At 40.7% G+C, this 25,643-nt stretch carries 23 protein-coding genes and 1 pseudogene; 4 read left to right on the forward strand and 20 right to left on the reverse strand.

All coding sequences use genetic code 11. The features are described from left to right. Positions 1 to 214 precede the first annotated feature (214 nt). From J2S74_RS21215 to J2S74_RS21280, 14 genes are all read right to left on the reverse strand, one after another. Entirely contained in the window at positions 215 to 1,714 is a 1,500-nt protein-coding gene (locus J2S74_RS21215; RefSeq protein ID WP_307329765.1) for a winged helix-turn-helix domain-containing protein, read from the reverse strand. Positions 1,715 to 2,043: 329 nt separating this feature from the next. Beyond that, the gene (locus J2S74_RS21220; protein ID WP_307329768.1) at positions 2,044 to 3,567 is read right to left on the reverse strand and encodes a class I adenylate-forming enzyme family protein; all 1,524 of its coding nucleotides are present in this window, start codon (positions 3,565 to 3,567) and stop codon (positions 2,044 to 2,046) included. Continuing rightward, positions 3,564 to 4,583 carry a 3-oxoacyl-ACP synthase gene (locus tag J2S74_RS21225; protein WP_307329770.1) on the reverse strand — a complete coding sequence of 340 codons (1,020 nt, stop codon included), beginning with the start codon at positions 4,581 to 4,583 and terminating at the stop codon, positions 3,564 to 3,566. Before J2S74_RS21225 ends, J2S74_RS21220 begins: the two co-directional genes overlap by 4 nt. 16 nt (positions 4,584 to 4,599) lie before the next feature. Further along, a complete protein-coding gene (locus J2S74_RS21230; protein ID WP_307329772.1) occupies positions 4,600 to 4,791 on the reverse strand; it encodes a hypothetical protein in 192 nt (63 codons plus the stop codon). Continuing rightward, complete coding sequence (locus J2S74_RS21235) at positions 4,788 to 5,840, reverse strand: branched-chain amino acid ABC transporter permease (RefSeq protein WP_307329774.1); 1,053 nt, start codon at positions 5,838 to 5,840, stop codon at positions 4,788 to 4,790. The genes J2S74_RS21230 and J2S74_RS21235 overlap by 4 nt, the downstream gene beginning before the upstream one ends. A gap of 6 nt (positions 5,841 to 5,846) precedes the next feature. Further along, positions 5,847 to 6,734 carry a branched-chain amino acid ABC transporter permease gene (locus J2S74_RS21240; RefSeq protein WP_307329776.1) on the reverse strand — a complete coding sequence of 296 codons (888 nt, stop codon included), beginning with the start codon at positions 6,732 to 6,734 and terminating at the stop codon, positions 5,847 to 5,849. 23 nt (positions 6,735 to 6,757) lie between these two features. Next, entirely contained in the window at positions 6,758 to 7,456 is a 699-nt protein-coding gene (locus J2S74_RS21245) for an ABC transporter ATP-binding protein (protein ID WP_307329779.1), read from the reverse strand. Next, the gene (locus J2S74_RS21250; RefSeq protein WP_370876050.1) at positions 7,443 to 8,201 is read right to left on the reverse strand and encodes an ABC transporter ATP-binding protein; all 759 of its coding nucleotides are present in this window, start codon (positions 8,199 to 8,201) and stop codon (positions 7,443 to 7,445) included. Before J2S74_RS21250 ends, J2S74_RS21245 begins: the two co-directional genes overlap by 14 nt. A 127-nt stretch (positions 8,202 to 8,328) precedes the next feature. Continuing rightward, positions 8,329 to 9,615, reverse strand: coding sequence for a substrate-binding domain-containing protein (locus J2S74_RS21255; RefSeq protein ID WP_307329783.1), 1,287 nt, complete (start codon positions 9,613 to 9,615; stop codon positions 8,329 to 8,331). A 337-nt stretch (positions 9,616 to 9,952) separates the two neighbouring features. Next, positions 9,953 to 11,236 (reverse strand): substrate-binding domain-containing protein, encoded by a 1,284-nt coding sequence (locus J2S74_RS21260; protein ID WP_307329788.1) that lies wholly within the window; start codon positions 11,234 to 11,236, stop codon positions 9,953 to 9,955. Positions 11,237 to 11,321: 85 nt separating this feature from the next. Then, entirely contained in the window at positions 11,322 to 12,320 is a 999-nt protein-coding gene (locus J2S74_RS21265) for a 3-oxoacyl-ACP synthase (RefSeq protein ID WP_307329791.1), read from the reverse strand. After that, positions 12,317 to 12,733, reverse strand: a complete 417-nt coding sequence (locus tag J2S74_RS21270) for a MaoC family dehydratase (protein ID WP_307329793.1) — start codon at positions 12,731 to 12,733, stop codon at positions 12,317 to 12,319. Before J2S74_RS21270 ends, J2S74_RS21265 begins: the two co-directional genes overlap by 4 nt. Next, positions 12,733 to 14,247 (reverse strand): o-succinylbenzoate--CoA ligase, encoded by a 1,515-nt coding sequence (locus J2S74_RS21275; protein WP_307329796.1) that lies wholly within the window; start codon positions 14,245 to 14,247, stop codon positions 12,733 to 12,735. Before J2S74_RS21275 ends, J2S74_RS21270 begins: the two co-directional genes overlap by 1 nt. Positions 14,248 to 14,252: 5 nt before the next feature. Continuing rightward, positions 14,253 to 14,873 (reverse strand): TetR/AcrR family transcriptional regulator, encoded by a 621-nt coding sequence (locus J2S74_RS21280; RefSeq protein WP_307329798.1) that lies wholly within the window; start codon positions 14,871 to 14,873, stop codon positions 14,253 to 14,255. Between the two features lie 168 nt (positions 14,874 to 15,041). Between J2S74_RS21280 and J2S74_RS21285 the strand changes: the two genes are divergently transcribed. Next, positions 15,042 to 15,791 carry a 5-formyltetrahydrofolate cyclo-ligase gene (locus tag J2S74_RS21285; RefSeq protein ID WP_307329804.1) on the forward strand — a complete coding sequence of 250 codons (750 nt, stop codon included), beginning with the start codon at positions 15,042 to 15,044 and terminating at the stop codon, positions 15,789 to 15,791. Positions 15,792 to 16,016: 225 nt separating this feature from the next. Here the strand turns inward: J2S74_RS21285 and J2S74_RS21290 are convergent, their stop codons facing one another. The 6 genes and pseudogenes from J2S74_RS21290 to coaA all read right to left on the reverse strand — a co-directional run bounded on the left by J2S74_RS21290 (position 16,017) and on the right by coaA (position 20,918). After that, complete coding sequence (locus J2S74_RS21290) at positions 16,017 to 16,646, reverse strand: bifunctional 4-hydroxy-2-oxoglutarate aldolase/2-dehydro-3-deoxy-phosphogluconate aldolase (protein ID WP_307329806.1); 630 nt, start codon at positions 16,644 to 16,646, stop codon at positions 16,017 to 16,019. Positions 16,647 to 16,680: 34 nt separating this feature from the next. Then, positions 16,681 to 17,637, reverse strand: coding sequence for a sugar kinase (locus tag J2S74_RS21295; protein ID WP_307329809.1), 957 nt, complete (start codon positions 17,635 to 17,637; stop codon positions 16,681 to 16,683). A 162-nt stretch (positions 17,638 to 17,799) separates the two neighbouring features. Continuing rightward, positions 17,800 to 18,807: a LacI family DNA-binding transcriptional regulator gene (locus J2S74_RS21300; protein WP_307329812.1), complete on the reverse strand. Its 1,008-nt coding sequence runs from the start codon at positions 18,805 to 18,807 to the stop codon at positions 17,800 to 17,802. 275 nt (positions 18,808 to 19,082) lie between these two features. Beyond that, a pseudogene (locus J2S74_RS21305) lies at positions 19,083 to 19,247 on the reverse strand (ribosome small subunit-dependent GTPase A); the annotation flags it as partial. A gap of 215 nt (positions 19,248 to 19,462) precedes the next feature. After that, a complete protein-coding gene (locus tag J2S74_RS21310) occupies positions 19,463 to 19,843 on the reverse strand; it encodes a RidA family protein (protein ID WP_307329815.1) in 381 nt (126 codons plus the stop codon). A gap of 124 nt (positions 19,844 to 19,967) precedes the next feature. Then, positions 19,968 to 20,918 carry a type I pantothenate kinase gene (coaA, locus tag J2S74_RS21315; RefSeq protein WP_307329818.1) on the reverse strand — a complete coding sequence of 317 codons (951 nt, stop codon included), beginning with the start codon at positions 20,916 to 20,918 and terminating at the stop codon, positions 19,968 to 19,970. Positions 20,919 to 21,525: 607 nt separating this feature from the next. Here coaA and J2S74_RS21320 point away from each other — a divergent pair. From J2S74_RS21320 to J2S74_RS21330, 3 genes are all read left to right on the forward strand, one after another. Beyond that, a complete protein-coding gene (locus tag J2S74_RS21320; protein WP_307329821.1) occupies positions 21,526 to 22,542 on the forward strand; it encodes an ABC transporter ATP-binding protein in 1,017 nt (338 codons plus the stop codon). Then, positions 22,535 to 23,518, forward strand: a complete 984-nt coding sequence (locus J2S74_RS21325) for an ABC transporter ATP-binding protein (RefSeq protein WP_307329824.1) — start codon at positions 22,535 to 22,537, stop codon at positions 23,516 to 23,518. Before J2S74_RS21320 ends, J2S74_RS21325 begins: the two co-directional genes overlap by 8 nt. A gap of 177 nt (positions 23,519 to 23,695) precedes the next feature. Beyond that, on the forward strand, positions 23,696 to 25,387 hold the full coding sequence (locus tag J2S74_RS21330) for an ABC transporter substrate-binding protein (RefSeq protein ID WP_307329826.1): 1,692 nt from the start codon (positions 23,696 to 23,698) through the stop codon (positions 25,385 to 25,387). The last annotated feature ends 256 nt before the right edge of the window (positions 25,388 to 25,643 follow it).

The raw sequence follows: 25,643 nt of genomic DNA on the forward strand, positions 1-25,643 counted from the left end.
TTGATTGTGTTCCATAACTAATTCAGAAAGTTTTTCAATATTTAATGGTGAAACCCATTTACCAAATGAAGAAAATAGTGTATTCTTGTCCATAGTTGATATCCTTTACTTTTGGATTTGGACAGGACCCCTGTACATCCATTGTAAAGGATTTTTTTGTTGTATAACCATTAAAAAATCGAAGATTTTAAGTATTATGAATCATCTGATTTAATTAATGCAATGCTAGTGGTTCAATATATTTTTCCTCGAGCAGGGAAATGGCTTTTTTTAAGAAATCCTGGGCATGTCTTGGCTGAATGGTATCTAAGTAAACACAAGCCATCCCCTCTAAGGCCAAACTCTCTGAGACAGGGTCCCTTTGTTCCTCAGCCAATTCTCTTGCCCTCTTATAATAATATATGGCTAGCTCAAACTTACATCGATAACGTTCCATATCCCCTTTGACAATCCACAGCCGAGTAAAACGGTCTAAGGCAGCTTCGTCTATGCTATTGATTGCTTCTTCCAGCAGCTGCGAATTACCTTGGTGAATGAGGTCCTTCCCATGCCTATGAAGAAATGCACTAAGTTTTTCGATACTTTCTGTTTTTTTCATGTGATGAAGGGCTTGCTCTAATAATCCTTTCTCCCTATAAAACTTTGCTGCCCGTTCATGTAGCTCCACCCAGCGGAGTTCCTCCCTTTTCAACCGATTTTGCAGGAAGTTTTGGAACAGGGCATGGAAGCGAAAGGTTTCTTTTTGTTTTGTTGTATGTAAAAATAAGTTTTTTCTCATTACATAGCTTAATAGATCTTCTTCTTTTCCTATCTCTAATACTTTTTCACATATCTCAGCCGTTAGTGTGGGAAAAATGGATGCCTCCATTAAAAACCGGCGAACAACTTCCCGCTGCTTTTCTAATACATCTAGGGCTAAGTATTCAAACAGTTCCTCCATGGAGTTCGCTTCATCATGGAAAATCTCCTCTAACGTATTGGATTCTTCTAACCGCTGCCAAACCATCTGGATGGCCATGATCCACCCTTCCGTTTTTTCAAAAATAGAATGGGCATTCCCATAAGACATGGGAGTCCCATAGTGGTCCTCGAATAAAATTTCAATTTCCTCAGGAGAGAAACAGAGGTCCCTTTCATTAACCTCCACTAATTGGCCCTTCACTCTCATGGAGTGGAGAAACTCCCAATCTATCTTTGTTCTGCTCACAAGAACAATATGAAGACGTTGTGGTAAATGCATGAGAAACCACTTCATAAATTGATTAATTTCCCTATTCTCAGAAACTAGTTGAAAATCATCAATGATAAATAGCCAATCTTCCTTTATATCCACACAGGCATTAATAAAATGGGAGCAGCATTCATAGATGGCCTTCTCATCCCCACGATGAATATTCATAAAGGCTTCTGTGAGCCATTTTTCATCCAAGTCGACAGTTATGGGCAGGATGGCCTCTTTGAAATAAACAAGGAATCGGGACAGATGATTATCCTGCTCCGTTACGGTATACCATACATAAGGTGTATTTTCCATTCGTAAAAAAGCAGAGATGGCGGTGCTCTTACCATATCCTGGACCAGCTTGCATCAGGGTAAGGGGCCGTTTACGAGCACTTTTCAAACGCTTCATTATAGAAGGGCGAAATAATACCTGACTATCTACAACGGGCGCCTCCAGCTTCGTTTTTAAAACTAAATGCTCTGTATAATTCACACTACATCCCCCTTCCCCTTTTCTGTCTTCCATTTTATCAGAAACCAAACCCTTTTATGAATACGCTTTCTTTATTAATAAGTATACTATGTTATATAAGGGACGTATTTCCCTTTCGATTTTAAACAAAAAAATGTTTGAATACGTCGTTTATTTTCAAACGAAGTTGATTGAAGCGAAAGGCACGAGCTGTCTCTTCCTCTGCTAGCAAAGCTTCGAAGCGAATCCGTCGAGACAAATTGATGTAAATTCGACGAAGCAACGCTCTTTCCTGCGGGAAAAGCAACGGCTGAAGCGTAAATCAACTTCCAAATTTAGTACAGACAATATTAGTTTTCATTTATCGTGGTGTCTATAAACAGACGGGAGTTTTGAACATGCTCTACTATTGCTTTTTTATCTATTTTACCAACATGGGTCTTTGGGAGTTCTTCCATCAGATAAAATTCCTTCGGCACTTTATAGCCTGCTAGTTTTTCACGACAAAAGGCTTGAAGCAATTGATCTGTATGTTTATCCCCTTGGTCTAATCCTTCTAAAGCAACTGCACAAACAACCTTTTCTCCCCACTTTTCATCGGGTAAGCCCACGACAGCCGCCTCGAGGAGACCAGGGTATGCTGATAATATATTTTCAATCTCAATGGGATATACATTTTCTCCACCTGATATTAACATTTCTTTTTTTCTCCCTAATATAAAGAAATCCCCATCTTGATCCTGGTAGGCAAGATCACCAGTATGAAGTCCTCCATTCCGGACAGCCTTCTTCGTTTCCTCTTCTTTCTGCCAATAATATTGAAAAAGGTGATCTCCGAAAATAACCATTTCTCCTATTTCTCCACACTTTACCTCATTTCCTCTTTTATTGAGAAGTTTCACATCATTTAAGAGCATTGGCTTTCCGACGGACCCCCGTTTCTTTTTTGCAACAGAGGGGTCAATAAAGAAATTATTTGGCCCTGCCTCTGTTAACCCATAGCCTTCCTTAAAAGGTAGTCCCTTTCCTTCAAAGGCATCGTATATACTAACGGGACATGGAGCTCCTCCAGATAAAAACACATCCATGTGGGGAAAGGTCTCCTTCTGAAAATCCTCTAATTTGATAAAAGCACGATACATGGTGGGAACCATGAGAACGACCGTACATTGGTAAGAAAGGAGACCTTCCAAAATAGCTTGAGGCTTGAATTGAGAATAAATAACCACTGTACCACCAGCATGCAGTACTGGTAAGGTAAGGGCATTAATGCCACCTGTATGAAACATGGGCAAAATCGTTAAGGTGGTATCCTTTTCCGATAATCCCCATGTAATAATCGTATTTGCAGAGTTAGTAAATACAGAACGATAAGAAAGGACCGCACCTTTAGGCTTTCCTGTCGTTCCCCCTGTATAAATCATCATCCATGGTTGGTCCAGTGCGAGGGATTCCTTTCCCGCTGAAAAAACAATATCTTCTTTCCATTCCCCCACATCATAAGCAACAGCATCCATGCTAAGTTTCTCCTGAAGGTGAAGAAAAGAAGGATGAATGAATAAAAGGACTGGCTTACAGTCAGAAATAAGGTCGTTTAGCTCGTGAACAGTTAGTCTCCAATTAAAGGGAACAAAAATAGCCTCCAGTTCCCGGCACGCAAAAAGGAGAATGAGATATTCAACACCATTTGGAGCAATTAATACAACCCTGTCTCCAGATTTAATTCCCTTTCCCTCCAACATTTTGGCACAGGACAAGCTTTTCTTATAGACTTCACCATAGGTCCACTTATGTCCCGATTCCCCGTCAATGACAGCGGTTTTTTCGGGATGTATATCAGCCCGTTTCTTCAGCCAGTTCCATTCTTTGTTCATGACCATCGCCCCCACCGAATCGTCGTCGCAGCCCAGGCATAAGCAATCCCTGCACTCACTAAAGCTATTAATGATCCATCTGTAACCTTTCTTTGATCAACGGCCCGTTCTAAGGAAATCCACTGGTCAAATTGCCCAACATGACCAATATCCTTTAAATAAATACTCTGCTCTTCCGTTAATCCTAATTGCCCTAACACATAATTATGGGCGGAAGGCTTCATATGAAGAATCCCTAAATAATCTAAATCCTCTTGTTTTTGCCCACTTCTCGTGAGAGATTGACGAATAACTTGTAAAAAGTTCTTTAATGAAACCTCCTCTAACCTTTTCTTCATCCCATCTGGATCTGTCACGTCTAATTTCATTGCCTCTTCCGGTGAATCCAGTGGATGTAAACTGCCACCTTTTGTTACGAGAACGTCTCTGGAAAAGCGCCCGTCAGTAATAACCTCCGTTTCCATGACGACATTTTCAGCTAAGTCCTTTTGTAAAATACAAGCCCCGCCTCCACAGGCGAGGTTATACATAAATCGCGTTCTCGGATTCTGAAAATCTATAAGATCGCCATTGCGGTATCCACCTGCAAGTAGGACTGTGTTTATTCGTTCATCCGTTTCCATAAGCCCCTTTGCTACTTTCATTGCCATCACACTTGTACCACAGCGCATGGAAATATCGAACCCCCAAGCTTTCGATGCTTGAAGCTGACGCTGCAGCTCAATGGCTGCGGTCCATACGGGATATTCCTTATACTCCTCACCTACATAAATGATCAGATCAATTTCAGAGGGATGGAGGTTTGTTTTTTCTAAAGCTATTTGAGCGGCCTTTACCCCCATCGCCACCGGATGATCCTTCCTAGCTGGAATTGCTATGGATTCAATACCCATCTTTTCTTTTATAACGAGGGGAGGAAGGCCAGACTTTTCTGCAATTTCTTCTGCAGTCAGCCTTCCCTCAGGAATATAAGTGCCAATAGCCCGAATACCAATCGTATTGTTTAGATAGCTCATCTCCTTCCCCCTCCTTTCATTGAAATTCCTTTGCACCCTTATCTAACGTTACAGACTCCTCTAAATAGGTTTTTAACTCCTCAAAGGAATGAAGATACATTTCCTCTCCACTTTGAACATGGCTTAGTTTGATTCTATAGCTCTTCTTACCAGGAGCCTTTTCCGAACTCATTATGCGAATAACGTACGAGGAAATGAAATCATTCATGAGGACACCCCTTTCTTTTTTGATAAAAACTTTTGTTTAATAGTTCCCACAATACCAGCTGGGAAGAATAGGATGATTAGGATAAAGACAACCCCAAATAAAATGACCCATCGTTCAAAAATTGGATGGATATTTGCTAAACCCATTAAGTAATGGGAAGATACTTCTACAACAGCAGCACCGATAATGGGACCTAGTAACGTACCTACACCCCCAATAACGGTCATAAGAAGTACATCTATCGTATTTTCTACCCCTAAAACACTGTCTGGGCTGACAAATCGAATAGAAATGGCATACACAACCCCTGCCAATCCTGCCATCACGCCAGCAAGAATATTAGAGATGAGTTTATAATTTAAAACAGCGTAACCGAGAGATGCAGCGCGAGCCTCATTGTCTCGTATAGCCTGTAACGTTCTTCCCACAGGAGAATCAATAAATCTCTTTAAGAGAAGGAACATTCCAATTAGAAAAATAAGGGCAATATAGTACACATGTCGACGATCTAATAGATTAATAAATCCAAATAGATCCCTTGATAGAGATGCAGTAAAGTTAAAACCATCATTCCCCATGGTCATAGAGCGCCACTGCTCAGCGATGATGACAAAAATGGTTGCTACCGCTAATGTAATCAGGGCATAAAATGTATCTCTCAGCCGTAAAGAAAGGAGCCCCACAATGAGACTTAATACAAAACAAATGACAACCGTTGCTAGAATCGCTAGTATAAATCCCACTTCCCCACCAGGTACATGGCGCGCTGTTAAAGCTAGGCTGTAAGCACCTATCCCAAAAAACATGGCGTGACCGAAGGAGATAATTCCTGTAAAACCAAGGAGCAAGTTATAGCTCATGGCAAAAACGGACCAAATAAAAATGTTTGTTAATAAAAATAGATAGCTATTTTTGGTAATTAATAGTGGTACTGCAAAGAGCATAAGGCAGCAAACAATCCAAGCTCCTTTTTGCCACGTTATGATACGGAGGGGATTAAGCCCTGAAGAAGGATTCGTATAGGCTGTTACTTTCGTCGTCGTTTTCATCCATAATCACCTCCCTGCCCCTAATAACCCAGTAGGTTTAATAAGTAATACCGCTGCCATTATTAACATGTTTACTGCTAATGACCCTGGTGGGAAATAATAGGCCATGTATGCCTCCGACAATCCAACAAGGACAGCAGCAATAGCAGATCCTGCTACACTTCCTAGTCCACCAATGGCTACAACAATAAAGGCAATGAGCATGAGATCGAGCCCCATTCCGGGATTCACCTGTCCTTGGAAGGGCCCCCACATATAACCTCCAATGCAAGCAAGCATTGTTCCGAAAATAAATACTAACGTAAATACTTTACGTATATTGATACCAAGTGCTTGAACCATCTGGCTGTTCTCTACCCCAGCCCTTACAACGACACCAATCTTTGATTTCTTTAGCATGAAAAGCAAAAGGATTAAGATCATTGTGCTAAATAAAATAATAAATACCCGGTAATAAGTGAGTCGAACATCCCCCACAAGGAAATGCCCCTGTAAAAACTCCGGTTGAACCACTCTGATTAAGTTCGGTCCCCAGAACACCTTTACTAGCTCAGCCACTACGAGCATAACTCCTGTGGTAATCAAAATTTGCCGTAAATGGTTTCCGTAAACCTGCCGAACCGTAAACCGTTCCACGAGATAACCTAATACGACTCCAATAAGTGCTGCTGCAATCATTCCGACGAAAAAGTTAAGATTTCCCCATGGGGAGTTCCAGCCCCCTATAAGAATGTAAACCCATGTACCCATGTAGGCACCGAACATAAATAATGCTCCATGGGCAAAATTTAAAACGGACATAAGACCGAAAATGAGGGATAACCCTGCTGCAAGTAAAAAAATTAACATCCCCGTTGCTAAACCATTAAAAATTAATGTTAAATGAAGCTCCATTATCTCACCCCTTGAAACATGTATTAGGCAATGCCTAAATATTTTTTCCTTAAGACTTCGTCATCCTTAAGGAGCTGCATTTCTCCTTGGAAAACGGTTCGTCCTTCGTCAATCATGTAGAAATAATCTCCTAATTGGCTAGCCATTATAAAGTTTTGCTCCACGAGAAGGATCGTGGTCGTTTCTCGAATGACATTCATTGCCTCCATGACCTTCTCTACCATAATTGGTGCTAGCCCTTTTGATGGTTCGTCTACAAGGAGGAGCGGCGTTTCGTTCACCAATGCTCTCGCTATGGAAAGCATTTGCTTTTGCCCCCCTGACAAGTGCCCTCCCTTCCTTTTCCAGGCTTCCCTTAAATCTGGGAACAGGTCAAGGAGCCACTCTTGCCTTTCTAATGTGGTATCATCTTCCCTTCGCATAGCCACCCGCATATTTTCTTCCACCGTGAGACCGGCGAATATATCCTGGTCTTCTGGAACGTAACCAATTCCTTGTTTAGCAACGGTATATGGGGGAAGCTTGGCAATGGACTTGCCTTGAAACAAAATTTCTCCCGACATATTTGGATAAAAGCCCATGACGGACCTGATCGTCGTTGTTTTCCCCGCACCGTTTCTTCCAAGGACAACCGTCACACTATTATCAGGAACTTCTAGATTAACCCCTTGGAGGATGTGAAATTGTTCAATATGTGTGTGTAGGTCTTTAATCTTCAGCATCGTTATACAGCCCTCCTAAATAGGCGGATTGGACTTGTTCGTTGTTCATAATTTCTGTAGGGGATCCATCAGCCAGTTGCTTTCCGTGAAACAAAACAGCGATGGAATCGGATAAGTGTTTTACGAGATCGATTTTATGTTCAATAAGAATAATGGTGCGGTCCCGTTGATCCCTAATTTCCTCAATAACCTCAATAATTTGTGGTACTTCATCAATGGACATCCCTGCAGTAGGCTCATCTAATAGCAACAGCTTTGTATCTAATGCCAAGAGAATGGAAATTTCTAGCTTCCGCTTTTCCCCATGGGCTAAATTAGAAGCAAGCTGACCCGCTTTATCGGCTAGCTTCACTTTTTCCAGGGATTCGTACGCTTCCTCTTCTAAATGCTTATAATGCTTGAAATGACGGAACATGGAATAATGGATATTGTATTTCGCCTGTACGGCTAAGCGAACATTTTCTAAGACCGTTAACGTTGGAAAAACATTAGTGATTTGAAAAGAACGTCCAATTCCCAATTTGGTTCGTTTATGGGGAGGTAAATGCTGAATCTCTTTCCCTTGGAAGAAGATTTCTCCACTTGTTGGCTTCATCTGTCCAGATAGTAGATTAAAAAACGTTGTTTTTCCCGCTCCATTAGGGCCAATGATGGACTTTAGTTCCTTTTCAAAAATGGTGAGGGACACCGCACTTACTGCGGTGTGTCCCCCAAAGGATTTTGTTAAATTAACCGTTTCAATCATCTTTTTCTTCTCATGTACTGGCGTTGACTCCATCGTCTTCGCCGTCGTTGAAGTAGTCAAAACGAGGGCCCCCTCTCCAATAATTTTAGAAGAGATGCAATAATGCTCCTGTACTATTGCATTTCCGTTAGTTTCTTATAGGTGGTGCCGTTTCCTCAGGTGACAGCTCACGGAGAAGCACCGGTAATGGGTAATCATAATCCGGATGATCTTGAAGCTCAATGGCATATAAGGTTTGTAGGGCTTGGTGATCTTCTGTACGGAACGTCATTGGACCCTTAGGAGAATCAAAGGTCATTCCCTTCATCGCTTCCCTTAATGCGTCGGCACTAGCATCCCCATTTGTTTTTGTTAATGCTTCCACTGCAGCCATGGCACTCGCCATACCTCCAGCAGTAAATAAGTCAGGGACTTCACCGTTGTGGCGACTCTTATGTTCTTCCACAAGATAATCGTTTACTGGATTAGAAGGTAATGTGTAATGGTATACAGAGAATCCTTCCATTCCAATTAAATCATCCATTGTGTAAAGGGCTGCAATATCCGGCGCCCCTGTGGAAATGGTAATCCCTCGGTCCTTCACTCCCATTTCTTGAAGTGCTTGCCATGGAGAATTTGCCCCTGCCCAAATAACAAACAGGTATTCAGGATTGGAATCAATTATTCGCTGGATACTGGCTGTAAAATCTGTTGCATCAGGCGCTGGGAATTCCTCAAGAACAATATTGGCACCTAAGGCTTCAGCCGCCTCTTTAAATGCAGCTGCACCATCTAAACCAAAGGCATAGTTTGGTGCTAGAATAGCAATGTCCGTCCCTTCACTTGCAATAGCTGCGGCACCAGCAACAGCATCTTGAGATGAATTACGGCCCGTACGGAAAATATTTGGATTCCACTCTGAACCAGTAATGGCATCTGCCACCGCAGGCTCTACGATCATAATCCGGTCATATACCTCTGCCAAAGGGAGAACAGCTAATGTATCGCCGCTACTTGCTGCCCCAACAAGAATATCCACCTCTTCATTTTCATAAAGCTCCGTGGCTTGTTGAACGGCAACCTGCGGATCCGTTTGCGTATCGCGAATTATCAGTTCAATTGGCCGTCCATTTACTGCCCGAGTACCATTTGTGGCATAATCTAAACCAATCTCAAATCCTTTAATCATCTGATTACCATAGGCTTCTAAAATACCTGTTTGGGAAGTGAGAATTCCGATCTTAATTGGATCTCCACTAACCTCTGCTTCCTTTTCTGATTCATCATCGTCGTCGCTGTCTTCCCCAGCTGTTTCTCCACCATTTCCCGTGTCTGCTGGCGGATCTGCATCCACATCATCATCCCCACATGCCACTAGCAAAACTAAAAAGAAAGACACCAATAACAACAAAAATGACCGTAAACCCCTTTTCACAGGCTTTTCTCCCCTTTCATTTCTCCACATAATAAACTTGGGATTTCCAAGTGATGTTAGTCTAACTTATTCTAGTTACAAATGAGTTTCATTTCGTTGTTTTATTCTTAATTTTCAGAATTTGATTTCCAGGGAAAACCCTATAAATAAAGGGCTTATGTCATTTTCTTAGGCTGTTTTCTAAAAGTTTGTTTTTGGGGGAGAGAATTGGCTTGAATACGCTTCAGGCGGACGCCTTCCGCTCCTCCAAGCTTTTAAAAAAAGGCCACACAGTTTACACGAAAATAGCTTTTTCTTATGTGAAAAAGGTTCAGGAAGTTGTGGGACCCGGTCTATGTTAATTACGAATTGGTGGTGCTGTTTCTTCTGGAGACAACTCTCTAATTAATACTGGTAATGGATAGTCGTAATCAGGGTGATCTTGAAGCTCTATGGCATATAAGACTTGCAATGCTTGATGGTCCTCTTCACGGAAGATCATCGTTCCCTTCGGTGTTTCAAAGCTCATTCCCTTCATAGCTTCCCTTAATACATCGGCGTTAGTGTCCCCATTTGTTTTCGTTAATGCTTCAATCGCTGCCATAGCACTTGCCATACCTCCTGCAGTAAATAAGTCGGGAGCTTCTCCATTATGCCTCTTCTTATGCTCCTCCACTAAGAAATCGTTCACTGAATTATTTGGTAACGTGTAGTGATAAACAGTGAAGCCTTCCATTCCCACTAAAGCATCCATTGTGTATAAAGCTGCTATATCAGGTGCTCCTGTTGAAATAGTAATTCCCCGCTCCTGTACACCCATTTCCTCAAGGGCCTGCCATGGAGAATTAGCACCTGCCCAAATAACAAAGAGATACTCTGGCTTGGTATCAATAATACGCTGGATATTTGCCGTAAAATCTGTAGCATCCGTTGCCGGAAATTCCTCTAGCACAATTTTTGCCCCTAAAGCTTCTGCCGCTTCCCTAAATGCCTCCGCCCCGTCCAATCCGTAAGCATAATTTGGTGCTAAAATAGCAATTTCTGTTCCTTCACTTGCAATGGCAGCCGCACCAGCCACCGCGTCCTGGGATGAATTACGGCCTGTTCGAAAAATATACGGATTCCATTCCGATCCAGTTATGGAATCAGCCACGGCAGGCTCCACAATCATGATCCGCTCATATACCTCTGCCAGAGGTAAGACTGCTAACGTATCACCACTACTTGCAGCACCCACAAGAATATCCACCTCCTCATTTTCATACAGCTCCGTAGCCTGCTGAACCGCCACTTGTGGATCAGTCTGGGTGTCACGAATAATAATTTCTATTGGTCTGCCGTTCACTGCCCTAGTACCATTTGTTGCATATTCCAAGCCAATCTCGAACCCTTTAATCATTTGATGCCCATAAGCTTCCAAAATACCAGTTTGTGAGGTAAGGATACCTATCTTAATAGGATCACCAGTGGCCTCAGCTACTCCATCCTTTTCGTCACCGTCTCCATCACCCATTTGCTCTGAACCATTTCCAGACTCCCCCGATGTGGACTCCGTATTAACATCCTCATCACCACATGCAGCAAGAAGCATAAACAGCACCGATAACAATACAACCACCCACGATCGAAAAATGCTCTTCATTTTCTTCTCCCCTTCTTTGAACAAATTTATTTGATACCATTCCAAACTTGTTATATTTTGAATGGTGGCCTTCATTTACATAGGGTTAACCGTTCCATTTCAATGTTGTTGCGGCCCATGTATAACCAGTACCTGCACTGACAGCAACGATGATATCTCCCTTGTTTATTTTGTTTTCCTTTTCAGCTAAATGCAGTCCCACTAAAGGATCCAAGGCTGACATATGCCCGTAATGATCCAAATACATGGCCTTTTCCTCCGATAGCTGAAGACCATCCAGCAATTGATGGAACATTGATCGTTTCGTATGCAAAGGTAGTAGCATGTCAATATCCTCTAGGAGGTACCCACTTTTTTCAACGGAATCCTTTACCACCTTAATAAAGTTAGGAACGGATACTGGGTCCAATCTTCCCTTCATATTTGATGGATTATTTACATCAATGAAGTGCTTTTTGTTATTTACCGTTTCCATACTAGCTGGATGTACGGACCCCCCTGCTGGAACTAAAACATCCTCCCAAAAGGAACCATCCGTATGTATGGAGGATTCTAATATTTCCAATTGACCACCCTTTTTTGAAAGTAGGGCTGCTGCTCCTCCATCTGCAAAATTAAACATGAATCGGGACCTTGGATTACTGTAATCTATTATTTGAGATTCCTTACACCCTGCTACAAGTAAAATATGGTTCACGGAATCATCTGATTTCAGCATATCCTTTGCTACCTTTAAGGCAATGGGAAAACAAGAACTTACATTCATAATTTCAAAGGCAAAGGCATTTTTTGTCCCAAGCTCATACTGAATCTTCGGTGCAACGGACCAAACGGAATAATCCTTGTGGGGGCTGCCGAAATAAATTACCACATCTATGTCCATTGGGTTAACAGATGTTAACAGTGGCTCTGCAGCTTTCACTGCTAAGTCCGATGCATGCATAGTGGAATCGGCAACATGTTTTTCATACAGACCAAATTTCTCTTTTATAACCCCCTCTGGGATCCCCGTTTTCCCTTCTAATTCCTGTGCTGTCTCTACGTTTTCAGGAAAGAAAACACTTGTTTTTACAATATGGCTCATATTTTTCCCCCTTCCTCTGGTACCATCATCCTTCCTGATCCTTCTAGAACAACTTTGTTTTCTTGGTTGGTACAAATGGTTGATAAGGTGAGAATTCTTCGATTCTCATCTACTTCTGTTATGATTGCCTTTGCTGTAATCGTATCTCCAATGAATACTGGTTTTTTAAACTTTAGGGTTTGATCTAAGTATATGGCTCCCGGACCCGGCAACTCCATACCAAGAAGCCTAGATAAGAAGGTGGTAGTGAGAATACCGTGGGCAATCCGCTGCCCGAACCTCGTGTCCTTTGCATATTCTTTGTCAACATGGACAGGATTGTAGTCTCCGCTTAAGCCCGCAAACAAGACAATATCTGTTTCTGTAACTGTCCGGCTAAAGGATGCTTCCTCTCCAATTTTAAAAGGGACCATTATTTTTTCACCCCTTCGTTTGCATACTGTTTTATTAATGTCGCTTTATCAATTTTACCAGTAGCATTCCTAGGTAAAGCGCTTACAAATTTAAAGCTCGTTGGCACCTTGTAGCAGGCTAGTCGATTAAGACAATGTCTCCTTAAATCCTCCTTTGAAATTGCTTCCCCTTCCTTTAATACAACGATGGCGATAGGCGTTTCTCCCCATTTTTCATGGGCGGCACCAATAACTGCCGTTTCTACAACAGGAGGGAGCTCATAGAGGACTTTTTCAATTTCTAACGGATAAATATTTTCCCCGCCGGAAATGATCATTTCTTTCTTACGACCAGCAATATAAATAAACCCTTCCCGATCCTGGGAGACTAAATCTCCCGTTGCAAACCATCCATTTTGAATACTATTTGCAGTTGCCTCTGGGAGATTCCAATATTCTTTGAAGACGTTTGGCCCCTTAATAAAAAGCTCTCCCACCTCTCCAGTTACTACATCCTCCCCCATTTCATCCACGATGCGAATATCATTAAACATTGCCGGTCTGCCGATGGAGCCAATTTTCCGTTTATAATCCTCTTCAAGTAGCATGAAAACAGTTGGGGACGTTTCAGTTAAGCCAAAGCCTTGCCCAAATGCAACTCCCTTGGATAAATAAAAATAAATAAGCTCTTCCGGACACGGCGCTCCCCCGCTGTAAAACCAACGAACAGAAGAAAGATTTGTAGTCTCAAAGTTACTTGCCTTCCGAAGGGCATCATGAATGGTAGGGACACCCATAACAAGGGTAACATTGTATTTTTCTATCCACCGAAGGGCCTTCTCCGGTTCAAATTTCTCCAGTACAACAACAGTCCCACCCGCAAATAAAACTGGAAATGTAAACAGTCCGATTCCCCCTATATGAAATAGTGGGAGCAGGACAATATTCGTGTCCTTTGACGTAATATCAATGGCAGTCGTATTATTTAAAGCATTCCAAAACATATTTTCCTGGGTTAACACGGCACCCTTTGGTTTTCCTGTTGTTCCAGATGTATAGCAAATGATAAAAGGAGCATCAGCGTCAACGATATTCTCAGACTCAGCCGGCAGTTCCTTTAGACTTTCAGCAAATACAGTGAGGCGTTCAAAGGTTAAAAGGAACTTCAATTCCGCACTTGCCTTCAAAGCTTCTCCCATGCCCTTAAACGTCTCATTTACGACTAGGGTTTCTAATCCACTGTCCTTCACTTGGTATTCCAGTTCCGTTCCCGTTAAGCGTATATTAAGGGGTACTGCAATGGCATTTAGCTTCGCCACGGCAAAAAGTAGAATAATAAATTCTAAATTATTTGTGGAGAGAATACCGACTCTATCCCCTTTTTTCAGCCCATAAGCAGATTGCAATACTCGTGCATACTTACTTACTTTGTAGTTCATTTCTTTATAGGTATAACGGTCTTTTTCTCCAATTAAAGCAATTCTATCAGGAGATATTTTTGCACGTTTACTAACCCAATAGGATATATCCTGCATAGATCTCACTCCTCTAACCTTTTTAATCCGTGAAAAATAAAGTCCATGGCCTGTTGAAAGTTCTCTTCTGGTACATCTTGATCGTCCCAGTAAATCCATCTCATCCCAATAAATTGGCTGATTCCCATCAGGCAGTAGGCGATCGTTTCTGTGTCGTAATCCTTAATTTCCTCCCTTCCAATCGCTTCTTCCAAGCCTTTAATGTATCCAGAAGCTAACCGATCGTAATACCAGCGATACAGATTCTCATCCACAAGAACACTTTGCTGAACGATACTGTATAAATTTTTATGATTTTTCACCCAAGAAAAAAACGTTTTGAAGCCTATTCGTTGTGATTCTTCAAAGCTAGAAGCATCCTTGATAGCATTTCTAATTTCACTTCTAAAGCTGTGGCTCATATTCCGCACAAGCTCTTCAAAAATAGCTTGCTTCGATGGGAAGTAATTATAGAAAGTACCCTGTGCCACCTTCGCTTTCTGTGTAATATCCACAATGGATGCATTAAAATATCCTTTTTCCCCAAAAACCTCTTCCGCAATGTTTAATAAATGTAAACGAGTTTTCTCTCCTTTTTTCGTAAGTGGAGCAGGAGGGGATAAATAATTTTGTTGATTTTCTGACATATGACTCACCTCTCAGTTTTTATAATATACATAATTTTCAGTTAATACAACATTTTTTTTCAATAACATTTTTGAATGCATAAAGATTGCTCCAAAATTAACAAAAATAATTCACAAAATTGTACGGGACCCGGTCTGTGTCTATAATGGGGGTGAGGTGAATTGGTCATGAGGGAAAAGCAAATGATTCGAGAGGAAATTTGGGAAAAAATGATGGAAGAAAAGATTGGAAGATTCCCATTTCCTTTGAAGGGAAGAATACCTAATTTTAAAGGTGCGGAAAAGGCTGCACAATTCGTTTTTGAGCTAGAAGAGTACAAAAGAGCAAAGGTAGTGAAGGTGAATCCTGATTCTCCGCAGCTTCCTATTAGGGCACAAGTATTAAAAGACGGAAAAACACTCCTAGTACCTACTCCTCGACTGAAGGATGGATTTATTCATGTCGATCCTGCAGTTGTTCCCCCTGGAGAAGAAAAGAAAGCCGCGAGCTTAAAGAACATCCACCAATATGGAAAGGTAATTTCTTTAATAGAGTTACCTACCATTGATCTATTTTTTGCTGGATCTGTTGCATTAACTAGGGATGGAAAACGAATTGGTAAAGGGGAAGGATATGCCGATAGGGAATATGCCATCCTTCAGGAACTGGGGAATCCACCAATTCCTGTTATTGGCACTGCCCATTCCGTGCAAATTGTAGGTGAAGATATACCAAAAGATGAGTTCGATCTAACATGTGATTGGATTGCAACGGAAAAGGAATTAATTAAAACCAATTCTCCCTATGAAAAGCCAACGGGAATTATTTGGTCGGAAGTAACAGAAAAAGAGATGGAAGAAATGCCAGTACTGAAGGAAGTTTGGGAAATAACAAAAGCGCAAGCGCCTTGTTCACGAGCGACAAGCAAATGCTTTTGACCTCGAGCGAGTATGCGCTGAAGCTAGACGATTAGTAAGCCACAGTTATCCACATTTAGAAAAATATAGTTTTCAAAAATAACAAAGGGATCTCGCTCATAAAAAGACGAGATCCCTCTGTTTTTATTTACAATTAAGGGGAAACAAAATTGTAAGGCAATTATAATGTTAAAGGCTTCCTATACCTTTTTCAAATAATATGCTCACACTTTAACAACTTCTTTATTAAACTCCTGTATATTGTATCGCTAATTCTGTGATTTTATGAAACTCTCCATTTGCAATATACTCTTTATTTAACAATGATCCCCCTACTCCAACTGCAACGGCTCCTGCTTTTAGGAAATCTTTAAAATTGTTTACGTTTATTCCACCCGTTACAATGATCGGGATGTGCCCCAGCGGACCTTGTACATCCTTCACGAATTGTGCCCCTACTACACTAGCTGGGAAAACCTTTACCATATCTGCTCCCCACTCATAGGCTTGTTGCATTTCCGTTGGAGTAAATACACCCGGAATGGATATTTTCCCATGTCTTTTCGTCACTTCAATTGTCTCTTTATCTAGTATTGGAGCAAATACGAAGTCAGCACCTGCATCAATGGCTGCTTCCGCTTCCTTTGCATTTAATACTGTTCCAGCGCCAACGCCCGCTCTACCTGCAAATTTTTCTTTTGCTTCTTTAATTACTCCTAGAGCATCGTCCGAATCTAGTGTTATTTCTATTCCAGTAATACCGCCTTCAATTAAAGCTTCGATTACCTGGATCACCTTTGTGCGATCAACCTTACGTATAACGGCAACCGCCTTTGGTTCTAACAAGTATTGCATCGTCTCTGAATTTGCTGTCATTTTTCTTGTACCCTCCTATAAAATAATCGAGATTTCATCGTTCAATGGTTTCTCTTTCACCTAATTCAGCTAGTACATCTTCATAATATGGCAGTCCTTCATTATCTCCTACTACTGAGACAACCATGGATCCTACTTTATTTGCGAATCGAAGGGACCTTTCCACAGACCAGTCCTTTAAATAACCAGTAATATAGCCAGCATCAAATCCGTCTCCAGCACCTACTGTATCTACCACTTTGCGTGGAGTGAAGGCAGCCATTTCTAATGTTCCTTCCGCAGTTGTTACGGATGCACCGTCAGCACCTTTTTTAATAACCACGTGATCAATTCCATAGCCTCTAAATTGTTCAATCATCTCTTCTACGGAAGTTGTTCCAAGTAAAATTTCCCCCTCTTCTTCCCCTGTTAATAGTACATTAACGTGTGGAAGAAGTGACGTTAAAACCTCTCGAGCCTTGTCCTTCGACCATAGACGCAATCTAATATTCGGGTCCATGGAAATTTTCACATCATGCTTTTTCGCATAATAAATAATTCTTTCCACAATTTCTAAATGCTTTGTTGGATTTAATGCTAGGAATACACCTGTTAAATGGATAAGCTTAAAGTTTTTTATATGCTCTTCCTTAATATCTTCTGGTGTAAGGACCGACATTGGGGTTGGATTTCGATAATAAAAAGAACGCCCTGATCCATCTTCCATTATCTCTTTGAAATACACAGATGTAGGAATACCTTCCACATACTCCACCTGAGACATGTCTACCCCTTCTCCACGCATAAAATTATGAATAACTCGGCCAAACTCATCATTTCCTAGGCGGCTAATCCACCCTGTTTTCAAGCCAAGACGGGAAGCTCCAATTGCAAAGTTTAGCTCTGCTCCCCCTACTTTTCTTTGAAACTCATTTACGAATCTCATAGGCCCCCTTGCCTTCGGGTCCATCGTAATCATCCCATCGCCAATTGTTAATACATCCATCAACATACACCTCACACCCTTTCTTTTTCCTTGGCCTTTTTCTAAAAGATTGTTTTGTTAGAAGAAAATATGGCTTGGAAACGCTTCAGGCGGACTCTTTCCCCTTCTCCAAGCTGAAAAAACAATAAAAGTTTTAGAAAACAGCCTTTTCTAATTAAAACTTTATACTTACTTTAAGCTTGCAATGGATTCCCTTATATGAAGGATTCCCTCAAAAAGATAATCTCGTGACTCTTCCATTTGTTTCCCATTTATTTGATCAAGCAATAATTCAGCAGCTTTTGTTCCCATTTCGTAAGCTGGTTGAGCTATTGTTGATATGGGTGGATCATATAATTCAGCAAAATTAACTTCATCAAACGTAAGAATGGATAGTTGTTTAGGTATTGCCACCCTGCCTTTTTTTACTCCTTTTAAAACCTCCATTAAAACGAGGTCATTTCCCACTAAAAGGGCTGTAGGTGGTGATTTTAGCTCCATCAACCTTGCAAACTCATGTTGAATGTTTTCCAATTCCGTCGTTCGAAGAAATTCGACATCATTTCCAAGGAAATGATGTTCTAAAGCCTCAAAATATCCCTTAATCCGCTCTTCGCGAACGCTAACTTTAGGGGTTCTTGTAATCATGGCAATTTTTTTATGGCCATGTTCTACGAAATGGAAAACTGCAGCATGAACAGCTAAGCGGTTGTTTAATATAACGTTATTTATGTTAATTCCCTCTACCTTTCGATCCATAAATACTAAGGGATAATTTTCAGCAACTAGTCTTTTGTAAAGCTCCCTATTTTCCCCTGTTGGAACAATAATAAGACCGTCCACTTGCTTTGCTCGAAGCATTTCAATATACTTTCTTTCCTTCTCCGGATTGTCATCAGCATTACAAATAATCACATGATAATTATGACCTTGGAAAAAATCTTCAATTGCCCTGCAAACTTGGGTGGAATAATGATGGAGTATGTTAGCTACAATGATTCCCACCGTTAATGTTTTCTTTTGCTTCAAGCTTCTAGCTAAAATGTTTGGTTGATAATTTAATTCTTTGATAGCGATTTCAATTTTTTCTTTTGTTTCTACTCCCATATATTCAAAACGTTGATTGAGATATTGGGAAACAGTACTCTTAGATACACCCGCTTTATGTGCCACATCTTGTATCGTGACTTTTTTCATTTTTTTCTCCCCTCATTTATAGGAGCATTAGCAATTTTTTTGTTATAAACCGTTTTAGTAAATCGGTTTATTTTAAGTTTAAAGGATGTCTTTGTTCCATGTCAACGACATTTGTAGAAGAATTTTGAATTTTTTATATAGTTGTGATCATTACAATTCAAGGGTGAGGTAAAAGGTAAAAACACACCTTCCACCCCACCCTTGCACCACCAGCAGGCATGAGAAATAATTCTCTATGGGTTGTTGTATGACGACCCTTCGCATCATCTTCCCGGATTAACAAGGAAAACAGTATCCACATTTGCTGCTACAATTTGTTCATCCGTTTTTTCTCCAGGAGCCTTTCTGGAGAAACAGCTTTTTCTTTCTAGGAAATGATGGATCGTTCCCTTTTCTTCTTGAGATCGTTCGTCGATAATGACCCAGTCCCCAAGTGCGGGCAGTCCTCCCGCACTTGAATAAAATTTCCAAGTTCGTTTTTCGTCAACACTTTGTTAACAACAAAAGACCATGGACCTTTTACAGCCCATGGTTTCATTCATTATATGTTTGTACACAAAGAATAACGGAGGAATCAATTTAAATAACGATTTGCCTATATTTTTATATTTAATATCTGCCAAACCTTTGTTTTTAAACAGTCCTAAATTGAATATTAGCCTTTTACTGCGATTACTTCAATTTCTACTAGGGCATCCTTTGGAAGACGCGCTACCTCCACAGCACTTCTTGCTGGGAATGGCTCCTCAAATTGCTCTGCATAAATAGCATTTACTGCGGCGAAGTCATCCATGTTTTTCATGAAAACAGTTGCTTTTACCACATCGGACATGCTGCAGCCTGCCGCTTCAAGTACTGCGCGAACATTACTAAATACTTGCTTCGTTTGCCCTTCTAAGCCTTCTAACAATTCTCCCGTTTGTGGATCCATTCCTAACTGACCGGAAGAATAAACGAAATTACCTGTGATAACTGCTTGGGAATAGGGACCGATTGCCCCAGGTGCGTTGTTTGTGCTTACTACTTGTTTTGTCATTATAAACATCCTTTCCATTATCTATTTTGAAAATAACAATCTTGTTATTCATTCGCTACTGTTCGTTCGTTCATCTAAACCATGAATGTAGCTATTCATCGTACAAATTTTCATTGATACTTTTTTATATTTTCCGCATTTTTACGGATTCTACTAAGTGCTCGTCCCCCTTATACAGAATTAAATCTGCTCGGGATCTTGTTGGTAGGATATTTTCCAATAAGTTTGTGCGGTTTATGGTATTCCATATACCCTTTGCCATATCATAGGCCTCTTTATCTCCAATTCCAGCGAACTTCCTGAAATAGGAGTCCTCGTGGCGAAAGGCCGTTTCTTTTAATATCTTAAACCTTTGTACATACCATTGAAATATATTTTTTTCGTCGGCATCCACAAAAATAGAGAAATCAAAAAAATCAGAAACGGAAATTTGATCTAATGTTTTAGCATCGGTAATCTTCGGTGGCTGTAATACATTAATTCCTTCCACAATGACTACATCTGGACTCTCAATTTCTTGTTCTTTACCAGGGATAACGTCATATGTAATATGGGAATAAACTGGTGCAGTTACCCTTTCGTTCCCCGACTTTAATTGGGATAAAACATGGAGGAGATTCGATATATCATAGCTCTCTGGAAAGCCTTTTTTGTTCATTAAACCCTTTTCTTCCAGCACTTTGTTCGGGAGTAAGAAACCATCTGTCGTCAGCAGATCCACATTAGGCTTATTTGGCCAGCGGGAAATTAATGTTTTTAACATACGGGCCATCGTGCTTTTCCCAACAGCAACGCTGCCGGCTATCCCGATTATATAAGGTACTTTCTTAACTTTTGTCCGAAGAAAGGTGTTTCGGCTTTCATACAGCTCCCTTGACGCCTTAGCATGCAAATAGAGAAGCCGGGAAAGGGGCATATAGATTTTTGCCACCTCATCCATATTCAACACATCATTCAAACCTTTAAGCTCTTCAATATCCTTTTCTGTAATGGTCATTGGTGCGGACGATCGAAGACTTGCCCAATCATTCCGGTCAAAGGTTATGTACGGAGTAAAATTATCTTGATTATTCATAGGACACCTCAACTATGCCTTTCCAGAAATATTAGCTTTGTTACATTGCTACCATTGTATATGATTTTTAGCAGGAACGCACTACTAGGAAAACCTACTTTTGTTATGTAAATTCCAATATATTTTTTCAAAATTCAAACCGTTCTTTATTATACAACAAGAGGACTAACTTTTGGGAATGGAATGCTTATAGGAAACTTACCATATAAATACTAGGGAAAAATAGAATTAAAGCTTTAGAATAATAGAAAATAATTGAAGATTTTCCCTTGATCATTCCTTCCATACTCCATCGAATAATGATGAAAATGTATAAAAAGATTCCTTATCTACTAGTTATTCAAGAAAATAGTACACTATTAAGATAAACCAAAGAATTTTTGTACAAAACAGTTATTACGGTGCCAGAAATGGAATATTATATTTCGATTACATAAATATTACAAAATTTCAAATAATATATTGCTTTATTATCGGAATTATAGTATTTTTCTGATATCGGGATTTTTTTCCATTTAAAAACTACTTAACTATAAAAGAATCCACTCTTTTCAATAATTGACAGGAAGTTTTATAAATCCTCAAATAAAGAAGGATGATTTCCTATATGAAGAAACCTGTACTTGAAATCAATCATCTACAAACCCATTTTTTTACTGATAGAGGGGAAATTCCTGCAGTTGATAATGTGAGCTTTTCCATCCATGAAGGAGAAGTCCTTGGTATTGTTGGTGAATCTGGCTGCGGCAAAAGTGTTACTTCCCTTTCTATCATGGGACTTGTTCCAAATCCCCCTGGAAAAATCGTCGGAGGGGAAATTATTTTTCGGGAGCAACAATCTAATAACCTCAAAGAAGAAAATCTAGTGAAAGTCAGCAAAAAAAGAATGCGGCAAATTCGTGGCAATCAAATTGCAATGATATTTCAGGAGCCTATGACCTCACTAGATCCACTTTTTACTATCGGCTTCCAAATAATTGAAGTGATAAAAAACCATCAAAAGGTTTCTAAAAAAGAAGCCCGTCATAAAGCAATTGACATGCTCAAATTGGTTGGAATTCCAAGAGCAGAAGAAATTGTGGACGAATACCCTCATCAACTGTCAGGCGGAATGCGCCAAAGGGTTATGATAGCGATTGCCATGGCTTGTGACCCCGAAGTGCTCATTGCTGACGAACCTACAACAGCACTCGACGTGACTATCCAAGCACAAATACTAGATTTAATGAAGAAACTAAATAAAGAAAAAGGAACAGCCATTATGTTAATCACCCATGACCTCGGAGTGGTTGCAGAAATGTGTGATCGAGTCGTGGTAATGTATGCCGGAAAGGTTGTAGAGGAAGGGAGCGTTCGAGAAATTTTAAAGGAACCTAAGCACCCTTATACAAAAGGCCTTATCCGCTCTCTACCGAAAATGACTCTTCGTGAAAAGCGACTTTATTCCATTCCAGGAAACGTTCCAAAACCAGGTTCCATCAAAAAGGGCTGTCGTTTTGCCGCGAGATGTTCCGATGTTTTTGATCGTTGCTATAAGGAAGATCCGGAGTTAATCCAATTATCAGAGGGTCACACTTGTCGCTGCTTCCTTTATGAAAAGGAGGGGGAGGTCGTCCATGTCTAAACCTTTATTAGAAGTTAAAGGCTTAAAAAAATATTTTGATGTAACTGGCGGAATCTTTTCCCGAAAAATTGGAGAAGTAAAAGCTGTTGATGATGTCTCCTTTGAAGTGTACGAAGGGGAAGTCCTTGGTATTGTTGGAGAATCGGGCTGTGGAAAGTCCACCACAGGAAAAACCCTACTACGGCTGATAGAACCAACGGATGGCCAGGTCTTTTTTAACGGAGAAGATATTACCAATTTAGATGAAGATGGGATGCGAAAAAAGCGTAGGGATATGCAAATTATTTTTCAAGACCCTTACGCTTCGTTAAACCCTCGACATAAAGTAGAAAAAATACTTAGTGAACCATTGATTGTCCATGGTATTGGTACAAAGGAAGAGCGAAAGGAAAAGGTGAAAAAAATTCTTGAAGTAGTTGGTCTTTCTGGGGAGCACGCTTCCCGCTATCCTCATCAATTCAGCGGTGGGCAAAGGCAGCGTATTGGAATTGCCCGAGCACTTATTGTCAACCCGAAGCTCATCGTTTGTGATGAACCGGTTTCTGCGTTAGATGTTTCCATTCAGTCTCAAATTTTGAATCTCATGGAGGATTTACAAGAGGAGTTTGGCTTAACCTATCTTTTTATTGCACATGACTTGAGTGTAGTTAAACACATAAGTGACCGTATTGGTGTTATGTATTTAGGCCGTATGGTGGAATTAACAGGAAATGAAGCGCTATATGATAACCCATTACATCCGTACACTAAATCCTTGCTATCCGCCATACCAGACCCTGATCCAGATATGAAAAAGGAGCGGATTATTTTAGAAGGGGATGTACCCAGTCCATCTAATCCACCGTCAGGATGTGCCTTCCACACTCGCTGCCCAGATGTAATGGATATGTGTAAAGCCGTAAGACCAGAATTTCAAGAAGTCCATGATAAACACTTTGTAGCCTGTCATCTATACGACACTGATGTTCCCAGATGATAGAATACAAAGTTTTATAAAAAGGCTGTTTTCATAAACTTTGTTGTTTTTTAAAGCTTAGAGAAGCGGAAGGCGTCCGCCTGTAGCGTATCCAAGCCAAAAATATATTCTCCTAAAAACAACATCATTTAGAAAACTGCCAAGAAAAAAGCACCTAAATTGAAGGGGGATAACGAAATGAAGAAAAGCTTTTGGTTAGTGTTGCTTTCTTTCGTACTTGCAGCTTTCCTTGTAGCCTGTGGCGGTGGTGATGAACCTGCAGACTCAGGAAACGAAGGAGAAGACACGGAAGACACAACAGATGGTGGTTCAGATGATGGAACAGATGACGATGCAACAGAAGACAGTGCATCAGGGGGAACATTAATCTTTGCCCGTGGTGGAGATTCTCAAAGCCTTGACTTTGCCAGTACCCAAGACGGTGAATCTTCCCGTATTACCCTTCAAATCTATGAGTCTTTATTAAGATTTAGCGAACACTCCTTTGATGTGGAACCTAGCTTAGCGGAAAGATGGGAAGTTGCCGATGATAATGTAACGTATACCTTCTATTTACGTGAAGGAGTGAAGTTCCATGATGGTACAGACTTCAATGCTGAAGCAGTAAAAATTAACTTCGAGCGCTGGTCTGATCCTGATCACGAGTTTGCCTTTAAGGATGACGGGTACACTTATAGCGTATACGGTAACCAATTTGGCGGTTTTAAAGGGGACGAAGGGCATATCATTCAAGAAATCAATATTATAAACGATTACGAAATTCAATTCGTGTTGAAAGAGCCATTTGGTGCTTTCTTACAAAATATGGCCATGAGCTATTTTGCCATAACTTCCCCTGCAGCTTTAGCTGAATATGGTCCAACTATTAACGAAAACCCAGTTGGAACTGGTCCGTTTAAGTTTGTTAGCTGGACTAGAAACGACAACATTAGACTAGAGAAATTTGAAGATTACTGGATGTCTGATTACCCTAAGCTAGATGAAGTTATCTTCCAAGTAATTCCTGATAACTCTGCACGTTTAACCGCATTACGTGCTGGTGAAATCGACATTATGGATGGGTTAGCTCCAGATGACTATGAAACAATTAAAAACGAGCCAGGCTTACAAGCCTTCGAACGTGAAACCAATAACTTCGGTTACCTTGGCTTCAATATGGAGAAGGAACCATTTAATAATCCTTTAGTTCGTCGTGCCATGCACCACGCTGTTGATAAAGAAAGCTTAATTGCATTACTTTATGCTGGTTTAGCAGAACCTGCTAAGAACCCACTTCCACCAGCATATTTAGGCTATAACGATAATATTGAGCCATATGAATATAACCCTGAGCTTGCGAGAGAGCTTCTTGCTGAAGCAGGATACGGAGATGGTTTTGAGTTTGACCTATGGACAATGCCTGTTGCCCGTCCATATATGCCAGACCCTGAGCGTGCTGCGGAAGTATTACAAGCTAACTTCGCTGATATTGGCTTAACGGCGAATATCTTTACGCTAGAGTGGGCTACTTATTTAGATGAGATCACAAAAGGTGTCCAGGACGTATTCATGCTTGGATGGTCTGGAACAAACGGTGACTCTGATTACTTCTTAGGTAATCTATTAAGTACAGCAGGTATCCCTGATACCAATTCTACCTTCTACTCTAACACAGAGGTGGATGATCTGTTAGCACAAGCTAGAACAACAGTAGATGAGGATGAGCGTGCAGCCCTTTACCAAGAGGCACTAGCAATCATCCATGAGGATTCTCCAATGATTACATTGGTACACTCTATTCCAGTATTAGCCGGTAGCGACCGTGTGAAAAACTACGTTCCTCACTTATCAACAAGTGAGCCTTTAACAAAAGTTGAATTAGTTGACTAATAGATAGGTAACACTTCTTGTAGTCAATGAAGCCTGATGGGGCAGGTGTTTGGGGAAATGTTGTGTTACATTGAAGCATTTCCTCCCCTGTCCTTATTTATAATTAACTCTATTTTCTGAAAGATTTCTCCTTCGATTACTCGACGCAAACTACTCGAGGAAGCGTCTTAGGTCCCGCTTGTGGGTAACGGCGTAATGTCACCGTCCTGGTTCCGCGGGAAATGGCTCAGCCTCCCTCGGGAAAAGCGTCCTCCTT

This window comes from Evansella vedderi, from assembly GCF_030813435.1.
In the GTDB taxonomy this organism is placed as follows: domain Bacteria; phylum Bacillota; class Bacilli; order Bacillales; family Salisediminibacteriaceae; genus Evansella; species Evansella vedderi.